Origin of the sequence: Bacteroides thetaiotaomicron VPI-5482, assembly GCF_000011065.1 — a bacterium.
GTDB classification, from domain to species: domain Bacteria; phylum Bacteroidota; class Bacteroidia; order Bacteroidales; family Bacteroidaceae; genus Bacteroides; species Bacteroides thetaiotaomicron.
In genome coordinates this window covers 3,413,408-3,427,302 of record NC_004663.1, presented here as the reverse complement: position 1 = coordinate 3,427,302, position 13,895 = coordinate 3,413,408, and the positions used below count along the sequence as shown (strand labels likewise).

Sequence of the window (13,895 nt, the reverse complement as noted above, 5' to 3'; positions counted from 1 at the left end):
TTTGCTTGTTTATAAAATGTAGAGAAATAATTTTATAAAATTTTGGTGTGTTTGAAATGAAATAATTATGAAAATAGGAAATATCGCAGCCCGTCGAACAGTAATAATTATAATCTTTTTATTATGTTCGGTTGATCTGACTTTAGGAGGAGAATTGACTCCTAAACAGAATGTTTTTCAGAATGAATTGATTAATTTCTTGAAAGAAGAAGGATTCTTTTCCAATCAAAAGGATGGATCAAATGTCATTTATTTTAAAAAAGAAGGAGTGCTGCACTGGATTACTATTTCAGATGAGGAACCGTTTTTTATAACATTTAGTCGACGTGGATTTTCTTTAGTGGGACCAGATGCTTATAAAAAGGAATTAATGTTGGAAATTTGTAATGAAATTAATGCAACTCATAAATGTGTAAAAATGTATTGTGAAGAAAATACTGCTGTTCTTCAAATAGAACAATATGTGTCTAGCATGAAGGAATATATGCAAGTATTTTATTCAAATCTAAAAGCTTTAGAATCAGCCAATGATGTTTTTGAGAAGCTTTATGATGATAAAAAGCCTGTGGTCATGTCAGTATCTCAGCCGGTTGTAAGTACGATACGAAAGAATTTTGATAGTGTGTTTTTTCCCGTTTTGGGTGTGTATTTGGGAAAAACAACGACGATTGAGTTGCGGAATTAAGGACAAAATCCAATAGATGAACAAGGGATTACATATAATATTGAAGGAGTAATCTTTAAGGATACTGATGGAGATGCTATTATTGATTATATGTATATTACGAGGTCTACTATTATGCCACAACAATGGATAAAAGCTTTTAAATTTGAATGGGAGTTACCTTATAATTCGTGGTTATTGCGATTAAAAAGAGCTGATTTAAAGCCAAATGTTTTAGAAAAACCTAAAATTATAGGGTTTGAAGGACGTAAAGTGCTGAAAGCAAAGATAAAGGCAATTTCTAATAACAATCTTTTGGAGTTTACATTTGATTTTGATAAGGGGAATCCGAAGGGAAATAAATCGGTTTCAATTTTTAGAGATAATTCTTTATATAGTATTTCTGTAAAGACCAAATAGTTAAGACTGAAAATGTCTTATTTTATTGAGAAACTTTATATTATAATTTGGAAGTAAAATATGTATATGAAAATGAAACTTGAATTCATGCTATTGGCGGGGGTATTATTTTTAATCTCATGCCAAAACTTGCATAATTATGAATGTGATTATTTTAGTATTAGAATTCCTGATTCTTGGAAATTTGAGATAGAACAACTTCCAGTCAGTTCCTCAAGGACAGCTTATATCATTATCACATTCCAATAGGGAGGACATAATAGATGTGATGGCAATGGTTATGTGCATGAATCAACAAATAAATCCTACTTTACTATTGGATCAACAAGTTATTAAAGCAAAAATTCCCCTTTTTAATAAAGCTTTGTTCAAAAATGGAATTGAAGAATCTTCTTTTATAGGCAGAGAAGTCATGAAGGTCTCATTCGAAAACGATCTATATGGCAGATGTTACGAGGGTAATGCGTATGCTTTTTGTGAAAATAATGTTACGTTTTTATTTATTGAACTATGGTTAAAAGGAAATAGTTCTGAGTTTCTTTCAATGTGGAATACATTAGAAATAAAAACATGTGACCATATAGAAAAAGAATATACAAACATTAGAGAAGAGGCTAGTCAATACCTTAGTTCGATTAAGGATCTTGTCAAAGGTGATAAAGTTGATGATAACCTCTATGCGCAAGACATTATTTTAGCTGATAATGAGAATCGTCTGATTTACTCTTATAAGATTTCGAATGTGAGAAGAAGTGATTTTAAAGAAGAAGAACTTAGCAAAATGCGAGAAGTAGGAAAGAATCCACTATTGAAAACATAAAAGCATATAGGAATAATGTAGAATTCATAACTAAGTGTATGGATCCTAATTTTAGCTTCCAATATATTTATTATGATATTGATGGACAATTTCTCTATGATTTTGTATTATTACCTAAGGATTATGATTAATACTTTTTTATGGAAACATTTAGCCCCAAAGACAAAGTAGTTGATATTATTAAAGAATATCCTACAACAAGAATTTTATTTGATGAGGTAAGTCATTTTGATGACACAGCTTCAGTAGAAGATTTTTGCTTTAAAAACTCTATTGATATTTTTTCCTTTTGGAATAAATTGTCAAAAGAAATGAGGATACAAACGGAAGATAAACTACGGCTTGATTCTATTGCTGAGCAACAAATGAGAGAGGAGAAAATATTGGCTGATAGAGATCTGGAAAGATATAAGCGGACACATAGGAATCTTTTCTGTGAAGAAACAAAATATATGCCTAAAGAGGGCGTAATCTGAACTCTGTCCCCAAACAATTATCTTTGTATTATGGATAGAAACAGTGAAGAGTATCAGCAGATGCGTGACAAAGCGTTATCTCAACTGCGTAGTGGCGAATCGCTCACGGGCAAAGACGGAGCCTTTGGTCCGTTGCTAAAAGAGTTTTTAGAGGCCGCTTTAGATGGCGAGATGTCCTCCCACCTTGATGATTCAGAGCGTCTTAAAGGCAATAAGCGGAATGGTCGTGGCAGCAAACGTGTCAAAACCATGGCCGGCGAGATTGATATCGTGACTCCTCAAGATCGTCACAGCAGCTTTAGTCCTGAGATCCTTAAAAAGCGCGAGACGATTCTTGCGGACAACATGTCTTCCAAGATTATCAGTCTGTATGGTATGGGTTTGAGCCTTAGGGATATTTCCTCCCATATCGAGGAGATGTATGATGTTGAGATCTCCCACAACACCCTAAGTGAGATTATTGAACGCATAGTTCCCAAGGTGAAGGAGTGGCAAAGCCGCCCCCTGGAATCAATGTATACCATTGTGTGGCTTGACGCAATGCACTACAAGGTGAAGGATGGTGGTCGTACCGAAAGTCGAGCTGTCTATAATGTTCTGGCAGTCAATAAAGATGGCCATAAAGAACTGATAGGCATGTATGTATCAGAAAGCGAAGGGGCTAATTTCTGGCTGAGTGTCTTGACCGACCTGAAAGCACGTGGCATGAAAGATGTTCTGATCGCTTGCATTGACAATCTCACGGGATTTGCTGAAGCAATCAGCACTATTTTTCCTGAGGTAATCATCCAGAACTGCGTCATACATCAGATTCGCAATTCATTGAAATACATAGCCTCAAAAGATCAAAAAGAGTTTATGGCAGATTTGAAAACAGTCTATCAAGCCCCTAATAAAGATTTAGCAGAGCTCAACCTTGATAAACTACAAGATAAATGGGGTAAAAAATACCCTGTTGTCTTGGAATCATGGCGACGAAACTGGGATAATCTATCGGCCTATTTTGCTTATGATGAGCATATCCGAAGACTGATTTACACAACTAACGCCGTCGAGGGCTTCCACCGTCAAGTACGAAAGGTGACCAAAACCAAGGGTGTCTTTCCCAATGACATGGCATTGATGAAGTTGATCTACCTGGCTGTGATGAACATCTCCAAGAAATGGACGCAACCGCTCCAGAATTGGGCGTTAACTGCCGGGCAACTACGAATCAAGTTTGGAGAGAGAATGCCTCTGGCGATATAACCCATTTCCCCTTTTTTGCTTTTCAAACGCAAAGAAAAGGTAGTTCCCGGATGTGAGCAAGGGTATATAAACGGCTCATTCTTCGCCGCCCTTGCACACATCCAAAAACTACCTTAAGAAGCATTTGTAAATCCAAAAAGAAAAAATTATATTTGTTGTGATTTAAAAGAAATAGAAACCAGACAGAGTTTAAATTACACTCCCGCCTAAACGTCGAAATGTTTTTGTTTCTTTTTTATCATCATTTTAAATCTACTTTGTTCTGTTATTAATTTTTTCCCTAAATGGGCATGGGGTACCTATGCCTGCACTGATTCTTCACAGTTATTAGTTTATTATTTCTGTGGCATAGGTAATATAGTTGTCGTAGTAGGAATGCTATTGTTGTTTGCTTGGAAGAGAATTGGTTTTTGGATATTGTTAACCGCTTGTATACTAGCTTCTTTTGCATCTATTGCAATGGAGTCTATTCCTTTCCAACTAATAGGATTGCTAATTTGTTACTTAGTTTTGAAACTGAAACGTGATGGTATTTCTTGTTGGGATAATTTGGAATAATATTCATAAATTTTATCCAAAAGAAGGAAAAAGAATAAAATAAACAAGAACTAAAGTTACATCCTATTCATAAAAATACTATATTTATTGCAGCTAGAGAGCACTTTAAGTAATGCTTAAGACAGAAAACGAAAAGTAGTATATATGCTATATATTTTCTATTATTAATTACTTAAACACATTTTTTATGGAAGCCAAAAAATCAAAAAAGGCTGCAATTGAGAATCAAAGAGGTTCTTGGTTGTTGATGGGTTTGGTTGTTGCGCTTGCTTTCATGTTCGTATCGTTCGAATGGACACAGCATGATGTAAGAGTTGCGGCAGTATCATCTGATGATGAATCCATCTTTGTAACGGAGCTCGTTCCAATCACATTCCCTGAAGAGAAACTGGAACCGCCTCCTCCACCGGAAACTAAAGTAACAGAATTGTTCGAAATAGTAGATGATACCGAAGAGGTGACGGATAACGTTTCAGTAGTACCAGACAATGTGAATGAACCTTACAAGGTTGTTTGGGTACCGCCAGTAGTGGAAACTAAAGAAGTTGAGGAAGATGTTATTCACGTAAGTGTAGAAGTCATGCCCGAATTTCCCGGTGGTTCAGCTGAATTGCTGAAATATTTGAGTACTCATATCAAATATCCGACAATGTCTCAGGAGATGGGCTCACAAGGACGTGTAATTGTTCAGTTTGTCGTAGACAAAGACGGATCGATTACTAATCCGACAGTTGTACGAGGGGTAGATGCTTACCTGGATAAAGAAGCTATCCGTGTGATAAGTGGAATGCCAAAGTGGAAGCCCGGAGTGCAGAACGGTAAGAAAGTTCGAGTAAAATATACTGTACCTGTAGTATTCAGACTGCAGTAGTTACTTGAAATAAATGATTAAAAGGGTCGGTCCATCGCGGGAGCCGGCCCTTTTTTCAATAAAATAATATATCTTTGCGTCACGAACAAAAAAAATGAAAGACTGGTTTATGAATCTTCTGTATTACCTAAAAAGACCTTTTATCCGGCTCTCCCGTTTCCGCTACCGTTGTGGATATGGTGTGCACTCTCCTTTTGCTTTCAGTCTGATCACAGATGTGATTTATGAGAAGATGCCTTATTATGCATACGACCTGCTGAAGGTGGAACAGAAAAAGCGGATCACAACACAGAGATGGGAGAAAGGAATACCAAGAATCAACCGTCTGTTGTTCCGCCTGGTGAATAAAGTGCAACCGGCCACTATCATAGAAGTAGGCCAGCCCTCGGCAGCCTCTTTATATTTACAGTCAGCCAAACCTTCTGCCGGGTATCTTTTTGCTTCTGACTTATCAGAGCTCTTTCTGGATGCCGATACTCCGGTAGACTTTCTGTATCTGAATGACTATCGGAATCCGGCTTTGCTGGAAGAAGTTTTTAACATCTGTTCCCGTCGGACTACTCCGAATAGTTTGTTTGTCGTTCATGGGATCTGCTATTCAAAGGCAATGAAAAATCTTTGGAAACAGTTACAGAATGATGAGCGGGTGGGAATCACTTTTGACTTGTATGATGCAGGCTTGCTTTTTTTTGATACAACAAAGATTAAACAGCATTATATCGTCAACTTCTGATCACCTTTATACGTTAATCTTATATATAGTAATGATGAAAAATAGACGTTTATGAAAAAAAGCCTTGTATATACAAAGACCGGTGACAAAGGAACTACCAGTCTTGTCGGCGGAAGCCGCGTTCCGAAGACCCATATTCGTTTGGAAGCATACGGAACAATTGACGAACTTAATTCCCATCTGGGATGGCTGAATACGTATTTGCTGGATGAGGCAGACCGGGATTTTATCCTGAGTATACAGCATAAGCTATTCTCTATCGGTTCGCATTTGGCAACAGACCAGGAAAAAACACAACTGAAAGCCGCCAGTATCCTTACTCCGGAAGATGTGGAACGCATCGAGCGCGAGATTGATAAGCTGGACGAACAGTTGCCCGAACTTTGTGCCTTTATCATACCCGGAGGCAGCCGTGGAGCGGCTGTTTGTCATGTGTGCCGTACGATTTGCCGGAGAGCCGAACGTCGCATTCTGACTCTGTCCGAAACTTGTACAATTTCTCCTGAAGTGTTAGCTTTTGTCAACAGATTATCAGATTATTTGTTTGTTTTATCCCGAAAAATTAATTTTGATGAACAAAATAGTGAAATATTCTGGGATAATAGTTGGAAATGATAGATTTTATTATACTTTTGCCGAAAAATAGAAAATAAGTATTCACTTTTTAATACTCAAGATTATGTATTGGACATTGGAATTAGCATCGAAACTGGAAGATGCTCCCTGGCCGGCAACCAAGGACGAATTGATTGATTACGCTATGCGTTCGGGTGCTCCTCTTGAAGTGATAGAGAATCTGCAAGAGATGGAAGATGAAGGCGAAATCTATGAGAGTATCGAAGATATTTGGCCGGATTATCCTAGTAAAGAAGATTTCTTTTTTAACGAGGAAGAGTATTGATTTAGAAAAAGAAACCGAACATATAAAAATACCCGATAACTTTCACACAGCTATCGGGTATTTTTTATTCTCATGCAATATTAAAAGACCGGCATCTGCCAGATGAATCCTACCGAAATCCGGTTGGTACTGTAATTCTCTTGTCCCAGCACTTTGGCACGGGAGGTGAAGTCATAAGAACGTCCTACATAGGTCACGAAGAAATGCAGGTTAGTTTCCATCGGATAAAATTCGATGCCTGCCAGATATCCCCAGGAGGTGCGGTAATTTCCTTTTTCTATTCCTTCGGAGGCTTTGGTCACAGAAGCCGTTTCATACATTCCTTTCACAAAGGCATTCCATTTCGGAAGAAAACGATAGTTACACTTGGCTACTACGGATAAATAACCTGTATCAAACGCATTGTGTCCGCCCGGACGACCGACGATGCTTGTGATAATCCCTTTACGGTCAATCTCTTCTTTTGAGTACATGAAGTCGACGAAGGCGTTCCACTTTCCGAGATTCAGTTCATTTCCTACGGCATAATAATACATATTATGATCTTTGGCTTCGTTCATCACAGAGGCCGACCAGCGGGTTTTAAATACATTATTAAAATTGCCAATCCAGTTTAAGGTATAGACCAGCGGCATTTTTCCGGATTTCAGATCGGGGAGATTACCCTCCGCATCCTCTGTGATTCCGTAAGTGTTGTCGAAAGAGCTATTGCGGCTGTTCAATATCTGCAGATTAAGTTGCTGATCGGGAGTAATGTTATAACTTGCATTCAGACCGGTCAGGAAGTTACTCATATAATCGATCATATCACAATATTGATAGACATCGATCGGGTTGAGGTCAAACTCGAAGCCGCCATAGTTGGCACTTTGTTTACCGGCAAACAGGTTGAACTTATCGTTGAGCTTGATACCGATGCCTGCCCAGTCGATGGAGGTCGGGAGGTTGTCTATCATATTGTTTCCGTCGTTCGAGCGGTTGAGACGCTGGCGGTAACGATAAGAAAGCCAGTTGTTGATATTTCCTTTCGCTTCGATGCGGAGCTGGTGCATATTGAAGTCACCTTCCTGAAATCCATTCTGGAAATGAGCGTCAAAACTCCCCTGCATATTCAGGTATAAGTTGAACTTATCCGTTTTCTTTTTTACGTCTGTCAGTTCCTCGAAAAGAGGAGTGTTTGGGGAGAACTTTTGGGCATACATTGCCTGTATGCTACCCGCAAGGAGTAGCATAAACATTAATTTTTTCATAAGTAGGTCCGGTTTTTAGTATTCGTTAAAGTATTCCTGAATTTGTTTCCAGTCCGTGGTTTTGGTCAGCGCAAGCATCAATAGTACACGTGACTTTTGTGGATTCAATTCTTGAGAGGCTACAAACTGATACTTGGCGTCATCCACTTCCGCATCAAGAGTGGTAGGACCAGTCGGTACGCGGGAAGAACGAACGACTACAATGCCTTTTCTGCGGGCGTCTATCAATGACGGAAATATGTTTTTATGGATATTACCGTTTCCGACTCCTGCATGAATGATTCCTTTATATCCGTTGTTGAGCAACGGAGTCATCATATCGGCTTCAATATTGGAATAGCTGTATACGATGCCGACTTTGGGCAATGAAGTCAGTTTGGTGACATCAAATACGGATTGGGTGGTATGTTTCTTCAGTGTGATCTGATTATAACATACTTTACCGTTCAGTACATATCCCAATGCGCCGGAGTTGGGAGCCTGGAAAGTCTGTACATCGACCGTGTTCATTTTAACTACGCTTTCTGCACCTAGAATCAGACCGTTCATGGCAACCAGTACACCTTTGTCTTTTGATTCTTTAGCTGCAGCGGTAACTACTGCATTATAAAGATTCAGCGGACCGTCGGCACTTAATGCTGTAGAGGGGCGCATGGCACCTACCAATACAACAGGCTTGTCACTTTTGACAGTCAGATTCAGAAAGTAAGCAGTTTCTTCCATCGTATCCGTTCCATGAGTGATCACGATTCCGTCGATATCCGGTCGTTTCAATAACTCGTTGATTTTCTTGGCAAGTGTCAGCCAGACTTCGTCATTCATGTCCTGTGAACCGATTCTCACAATCTGTTCGCCGGTTACATTGGCGATATCTTTGATTTCGGGGACTGCATCCAGCAATGCACCGATAGCAACTTGTCCTGCCGTATAGCTGGTGCCCGTAGCCGAGCTTCCTGTTCCGGCAATGGTTCCTCCGGTAGCAAGGATGTGGATATTCGGTTTTGCGGCAAATGCCATTGTTGCGGATAATAGTAGTGTTACTACTACCAGGCCTAATTTCTTAATTTGTTTCATAACTGAAATGAGTTTAGGTTAATAATATATTAGAATATTTGAATAAAGAGCAGTCCTAAAACAATAGCGACTACGGTAGATACCAGTCCGGGCATCATAAACGAATGATTCAACACATATTTACCGATTTTTGTTGTCCCGGTGCGGTCGAAATTAATGGCGGCTACGACAGTCGGGTAATTCGGGATAAAGAAATATCCGTTCACTGCGGGGAATAAGGCAATCAGCATATACGGAGAAATACCTAACGCGATGCCCAGCGGCATCAATGCCCGCACCGTGGCCGCCTGGCTATACAACAGGATAGACATGACGAACAGCGCAATACCGAACAGCCATGGCATCTGCCGCACGATTCCTTCGATGGAAAGAGTGAGCTGTGCCATATTGCCCTGAAGGAAAGTATCACCCATCCACGCAATACCGAAGATGGCGATAACAGCCTGCATCCCGGCAGGGAATACAGAACCCTGCGTTGCTTTGATTCCATCCGTCTTGGTTACTATAAGGATGATAGCGGCTGCCGACAACATTACGATCTCGATAATGGAGGACATACCGAGCGTGACGATTTCTCCATCGATGAGGAAACTGGGACGCATACCTTCAAAAGATCCGAAAAGGACGATAAAAGCAGTTGCCAATATAAAGATGAGTACGGAAAGCATGGCGGAACGTTTGTTCTTGACATCTTTAATCTCTATCTTCTTGTCATTGAAAAGACCTTCTTTCAAGCGTTTCTGATATTCGGGATCCTCTATCAGTTCCTTGCCGACTTTCATGGAGAATAAAGCGCCGACCAATACTCCGATGATAGTGGCGGGAATCGTAATTTTAAGAATATCGAATAATGTAATGTCGAAACCTGCCAGTAACCCGAGCAAAGCTACCGTTGCAGCAGAGATGGGACTGGCTGTAATAGCCTGTTGCGAAGCAATCACAGCAATACCCAGCGGACGTTCCGGACGAATCTTTGTTTCGGTAGCTACCTCAGCAATCACGGGCAATACGGAATAAGCTACATGCCCGGTTCCGGCAATAAAGGTGAACAGATAAGTCACCAATGGGCTGAGCAACGTGACGTGCGAAGGATTTTTGCGTAGCAAATGTTCTGCCAGTTTCACCATATAGTCCAGTCCGCCGGCTGCTTGCATACAGGAGGCAGCGGAAATAACGGCGGCAATCATCAACATAACGTCGATAGGTGGTGCGGTGGGTTGTAAACCAAAAACAAACGTGAGTATTCCCAATCCTACTCCTCCCATGACACCGAGTCCGATGCCTCCCAAACGTGCGCCAATAATAATGGCTGTCAGAACAAATGCTAATTGTAATATCATTGGTTGTTGTTTTATAAGTTCCTAACAAAGATAAAGGATTTATCTTCGTTTTTTCTCTGTTTCTAAGATAAACAACAAAAAAGTTATTGAATAGTTTTTGCATATTTATTAAAACAATAACATCTCTGACTGGTTATTATATCAACTAACGAATGTGTTATTGTTATAAAACAACCGATATGGAACAGAAATTATCAAAAAAAACTCGTACAGAGAGCGACTTGATAGGTAGTCGTGAAGTGCCGGAAAGTGCATTGTATGGAGTACAGACACTCCGTGGTATTGAAAACTTTCGCATCAGCAAGTTTCATTTGAATGAGTATCCCCTGTTTATTCAGGCATTGGCCATCACTAAAATGGGAGCTGCCGTTGCCAACCGTGAACTGGATTTATTGACTGAGGAACAGACGGATGCCATACTGAAGGCTTGTAAAGAAATACTGGAAGGAAAACATCATGACCAATTCCCTGTAGATATGATACAGGGTGGAGCCGGAACCACCACCAATATGAATGCCAATGAAGTGATTGCCAACCGTGCACTGGAACTGATGGGACATGCACGCGGAGAGTATCACTACTGCTCGCCTAACGATCACGTCAATCGTTCGCAATCTACCAATGATGCGTATCCTACAGCCATTCACATTGGTCTGTATTATACCCATCTTAAATTGGTGAAACACTTTGCAACACTGATCGAGGCTTTCCGAAAGAAAGGAGCGGAGTTTGCACACATCATCAAGATGGGACGTACCCAACTGGAAGATGCCGTACCGATGACACTAGGACAAACCTTTAATGGATTCGCAAGTATTTTGGAACATGAACTGAAGAATCTCGATTTTGCCGCACAGGATTTTCTGACGGTCAACATGGGTGCGACAGCCATCGGAACCGGAATTACCGCCGAACCGGAATATGCGGAAAAGTGCATTGCTGCCCTGCGCAAGATTACAGGACTGGATATCAAACTGGCAGATGACCTGATAGGCGCTACTTCGGATACTTCCTGCATGGTAGGATATTCTTCGGCCATGCGGCGTGTAGCTGTCAAGATGAACAAGATTTGTAATGATCTGAGGCTATTGGCTTCCGGTCCTCGTTGCGGACTGGGAGAAATCAATCTGCCTGCCATGCAGCCGGGCTCTTCCATTATGCCGGGAAAGGTGAATCCTGTCATTCCGGAAGTCATGAATCAGGTCTCTTATAAAGTGATAGGAAACGACCTTTGTGTGGCTATGAGTGGAGAGGCTGCGCAGATGGAACTGAATGCGATGGAACCTGTCATGGCACAATGCTGTTTTGAATCTGCGGATTTGTTGATGAACGGTTTTGATACATTGCGTACCTTATGTATTGATGGTATCACAGCCAATGAAGAAAAATGCCGTCGGGATGTACACAACAGTATCGGAGTAGTGACCGCACTGAATCCCGTAATTGGCTATAAACATTCTACAAAGATAGCGAAGGAGGCTCTGGAAACGGGTAAAGGAGTGTATGAGCTGGTGCTGGAACATAACATTCTTTCCAAAGAAGACCTGGATACGATCTTGAAACCGGAAAATATGATTAAACCGGTGAAACTGGATATTCATCCGAATCATTGATTCATAGGGGTAAAATGAGAGGCCAGCCTGTTGATATAGGCTGGTCTCTGTGTTTTGTATCATTAGTGTATTTTATGTATTTAATCTTGGATTCTTTTTCATTTACTCGTAAAAAAAACGAAATAAATAAAGGAAATAAATTGATAATGTCTGTTTTTTAGTATATTCGTAAAAAGTAGTGTACATACAAAGCAAAACTAAAAGAATACAAATTAAAAACAGCGATTATGAAAAACAAACCTTTTGAGAATTTTGACTTTATAGACTTCTGGGATGATGATGAATATGCTATGAATGAATATATTGGCGCACCTCCTACAGAAGAGATGATAGAAGAAACAGAACGTGAACTGGGATACAAACTCCCCGAATCTTATATTTGGCTGATGAAGCAGCATAACGGTGGAATACCTTTCAATGTTTGTTTTCCTTGCGACGAACCTACCAGTTGGGCGGACGACCATGTGGCTATCACTGGCATTATGGGAGTCGATAAGGATAAGATTTATTCTCTTTGCGGACAGCTCGGCAGCCGTTTCATGATTGAAGAATGGGGGTATCCGGACATTGGAGTGGCTATCTGCGACTGTCCTTCTGTGGGACATGATATGATTTTCCTTGATTATCGGGAGTGTGGTCCACAGGGCGAACCGAAAGTCGTTCATGTCGATCAGGAAGATGATTATTATGTTACTTTCCTTGCCGATAACTTTGAAGAATTTATTCGGGGACTTGTCAACGAAGAAGTCTTTGATACGTCGGAAGAAGATGAAAGAATGGAGCTGGAAAAAGTTCGGAACGCAGCTTTCTCACCGCTCTTGTCCGATTTGTGCGCAAAGTGTGATCATCCCGTGGATACGGAGCGATGGATTCGGAAGATATCGGAAGAGATAGTAACCGATAAAGGATTCTTTGCGCTTCATGCCGACGAACGTTCTTATCTGCTTTACGACATCCAGTTGTGGCTTTACACCAACGTTTATCCCGATACGACGGAAGAAGATTACCTGTCTGCTTATAAAAAGATAATAGCGCTGGACGGTGAGTTCAGTACGGGAGGATATGCTTCGGACTTTGTTACCGATTGGCTGACACGACGCAAGGAGAGCGGTATGGTTACGTGTAATGACGGTATTCTTTCGATGGCAGCGGGAACTAAGGAGGCCTTGCTGGCAAATCGGGAGTTGATTTCGAACAAAGAGCAATAATTTGTGTTTATTTATTATAAATATATATCTTTGTCCCGAATTATAAACACGTAGATTTATGAAAAAGATTTTTGGTGCTTTAATGATTGCCGTATGTATCGGTATGGCGATGCCTGCCCAGGCACAATTACATTTTGGTGTAAAGGGTGGTTTAAACTTGTCTAAAGCAAGCTTTTCTGATGTGAAAGAAAACTTTAAAAAGGATAATTTTACAGGTTTCTTTATCGGTCCGATGGCGGAATTCAATATTCCGGTTGTGGGATTAGGAGTCGATGCGTCTTTGCTTTTTGCTCAAAGAGGTATAAAAATCTCTGATGGAGGTGAAGAAGTTACTGTCAAGCAGAATGGCTTGGATATTCCGGTCAATTTGAAATATAACATCGGTCTGGGAAGTCTGGTAGGTCTTTATGTGGCTGCCGGTCCTGATTTTTACTTTGATTTTGCCGGTAATAAGACAATAGACGGAGTAAAAACCGATAAAAAGAAAGCTGAAGTCGGTATCAATGTCGGTGCAGGTGTGAAGTTGCTGAATCATCTGCAAGTAGGAGCTAATTATAATATTCCGTTGGGCAAGACTGCCAGCTTTGAAGACATTGAAGGCTCATACAAAACCAAGACTTGGCAAGTATCCGTTGCTTATATTTTCTAAGCCATCCGTTACATTCAATCATACAAAGAAAGAGCTTCCGATAAAGGAGGCTCTTTTTTTATTCAAGGTA

15 protein-coding genes are annotated in these 13,895 nt (G+C 40.4%); 12 read left to right on the top strand and 3 right to left on the bottom strand.

Annotation, left to right across the window (positions count from 1 at the left end):
- Positions 1 to 67: 67 nt before the first annotated feature.
- The 9 genes from BT_RS14020 (at position 68) to BT_RS13980 (ending at position 6,691) form a co-directional block, all read left to right on the top strand.
- A complete protein-coding gene (locus tag BT_RS14020) occupies positions 68 to 685 on the top strand; it encodes a hypothetical protein (RefSeq protein ID WP_011108465.1) in 618 nt (205 codons plus the stop codon).
- Positions 686 to 799: 114 nt separating this feature from the next.
- On the top strand, positions 800 to 1,084 hold the full coding sequence (locus BT_RS14015) for a hypothetical protein (RefSeq protein WP_224200498.1): 285 nt from the start codon (positions 800 to 802) through the stop codon (positions 1,082 to 1,084).
- Between the two features lie 286 nt (positions 1,085 to 1,370).
- The gene (locus BT_RS14010; RefSeq protein WP_224200497.1) at positions 1,371 to 1,904 is read left to right on the top strand and encodes a sulfite reductase; all 534 of its coding nucleotides are present in this window, start codon (positions 1,371 to 1,373) and stop codon (positions 1,902 to 1,904) included.
- Between the two features lie 140 nt (positions 1,905 to 2,044).
- Entirely contained in the window at positions 2,045 to 2,380 is a 336-nt protein-coding gene (locus BT_RS14005; RefSeq protein WP_011108464.1) for a hypothetical protein, read from the top strand.
- Positions 2,381 to 2,440: 60 nt separating this feature from the next.
- A complete protein-coding gene (locus tag BT_RS14000; protein ID WP_225720450.1) occupies positions 2,441 to 3,628 on the top strand; it encodes an IS256 family transposase in 1,188 nt (395 codons plus the stop codon).
- 745 nt (positions 3,629 to 4,373) lie between these two features.
- On the top strand, positions 4,374 to 5,057 hold the full coding sequence (locus tag BT_RS13995; RefSeq protein WP_011108463.1) for an energy transducer TonB: 684 nt from the start codon (positions 4,374 to 4,376) through the stop codon (positions 5,055 to 5,057).
- 109 nt (positions 5,058 to 5,166) lie between these two features.
- Entirely contained in the window at positions 5,167 to 5,790 is a 624-nt protein-coding gene (locus BT_RS13990) for a hypothetical protein (protein ID WP_048697209.1), read from the top strand.
- A gap of 51 nt (positions 5,791 to 5,841) precedes the next feature.
- A complete protein-coding gene (locus tag BT_RS13985; RefSeq protein WP_008762007.1) occupies positions 5,842 to 6,405 on the top strand; it encodes a cob(I)yrinic acid a,c-diamide adenosyltransferase in 564 nt (187 codons plus the stop codon).
- A 64-nt stretch (positions 6,406 to 6,469) separates the two neighbouring features.
- Positions 6,470 to 6,691: a DUF2795 domain-containing protein gene (locus BT_RS13980; protein ID WP_002558131.1), complete on the top strand. Its 222-nt coding sequence runs from the start codon at positions 6,470 to 6,472 to the stop codon at positions 6,689 to 6,691.
- 80 nt (positions 6,692 to 6,771) lie between these two features.
- On the opposite strand, the gene BT_RS13975 is transcribed toward BT_RS13980, so the two are convergent.
- The 3 genes from BT_RS13975 to BT_RS13965 are packed head-to-tail and all read right to left on the bottom strand — an operon-like array spanning position 6,772 to position 10,355.
- The gene (locus tag BT_RS13975; RefSeq protein ID WP_011108461.1) at positions 6,772 to 7,941 is read right to left on the bottom strand and encodes a porin; all 1,170 of its coding nucleotides are present in this window, start codon (positions 7,939 to 7,941) and stop codon (positions 6,772 to 6,774) included.
- A gap of 15 nt (positions 7,942 to 7,956) precedes the next feature.
- Positions 7,957 to 9,015, bottom strand: coding sequence for an L-asparaginase 2 (gene ansB, locus BT_RS13970; protein WP_008762008.1), 1,059 nt, complete (start codon positions 9,013 to 9,015; stop codon positions 7,957 to 7,959).
- Between the two features lie 29 nt (positions 9,016 to 9,044).
- Positions 9,045 to 10,355, bottom strand: a complete 1,311-nt coding sequence (locus BT_RS13965) for an anaerobic C4-dicarboxylate transporter family protein (RefSeq protein WP_008762009.1) — start codon at positions 10,353 to 10,355, stop codon at positions 9,045 to 9,047.
- Positions 10,356 to 10,534: 179 nt separating this feature from the next.
- Between BT_RS13965 and BT_RS13960 the strand changes: the two genes are divergently transcribed.
- From BT_RS13960 to BT_RS13950, 3 genes are all read left to right on the top strand, one after another.
- The gene (locus BT_RS13960) at positions 10,535 to 11,968 is read left to right on the top strand and encodes an aspartate ammonia-lyase (RefSeq protein WP_008765411.1); all 1,434 of its coding nucleotides are present in this window, start codon (positions 10,535 to 10,537) and stop codon (positions 11,966 to 11,968) included.
- Between the two features lie 227 nt (positions 11,969 to 12,195).
- Entirely contained in the window at positions 12,196 to 13,176 is a 981-nt protein-coding gene (locus BT_RS13955) for an SMI1/KNR4 family protein (protein ID WP_011108459.1), read from the top strand.
- A 58-nt stretch (positions 13,177 to 13,234) separates the two neighbouring features.
- Entirely contained in the window at positions 13,235 to 13,825 is a 591-nt protein-coding gene (locus BT_RS13950; protein ID WP_011108458.1) for a porin family protein, read from the top strand.
- Positions 13,826 to 13,895 lie beyond the last annotated feature (70 nt).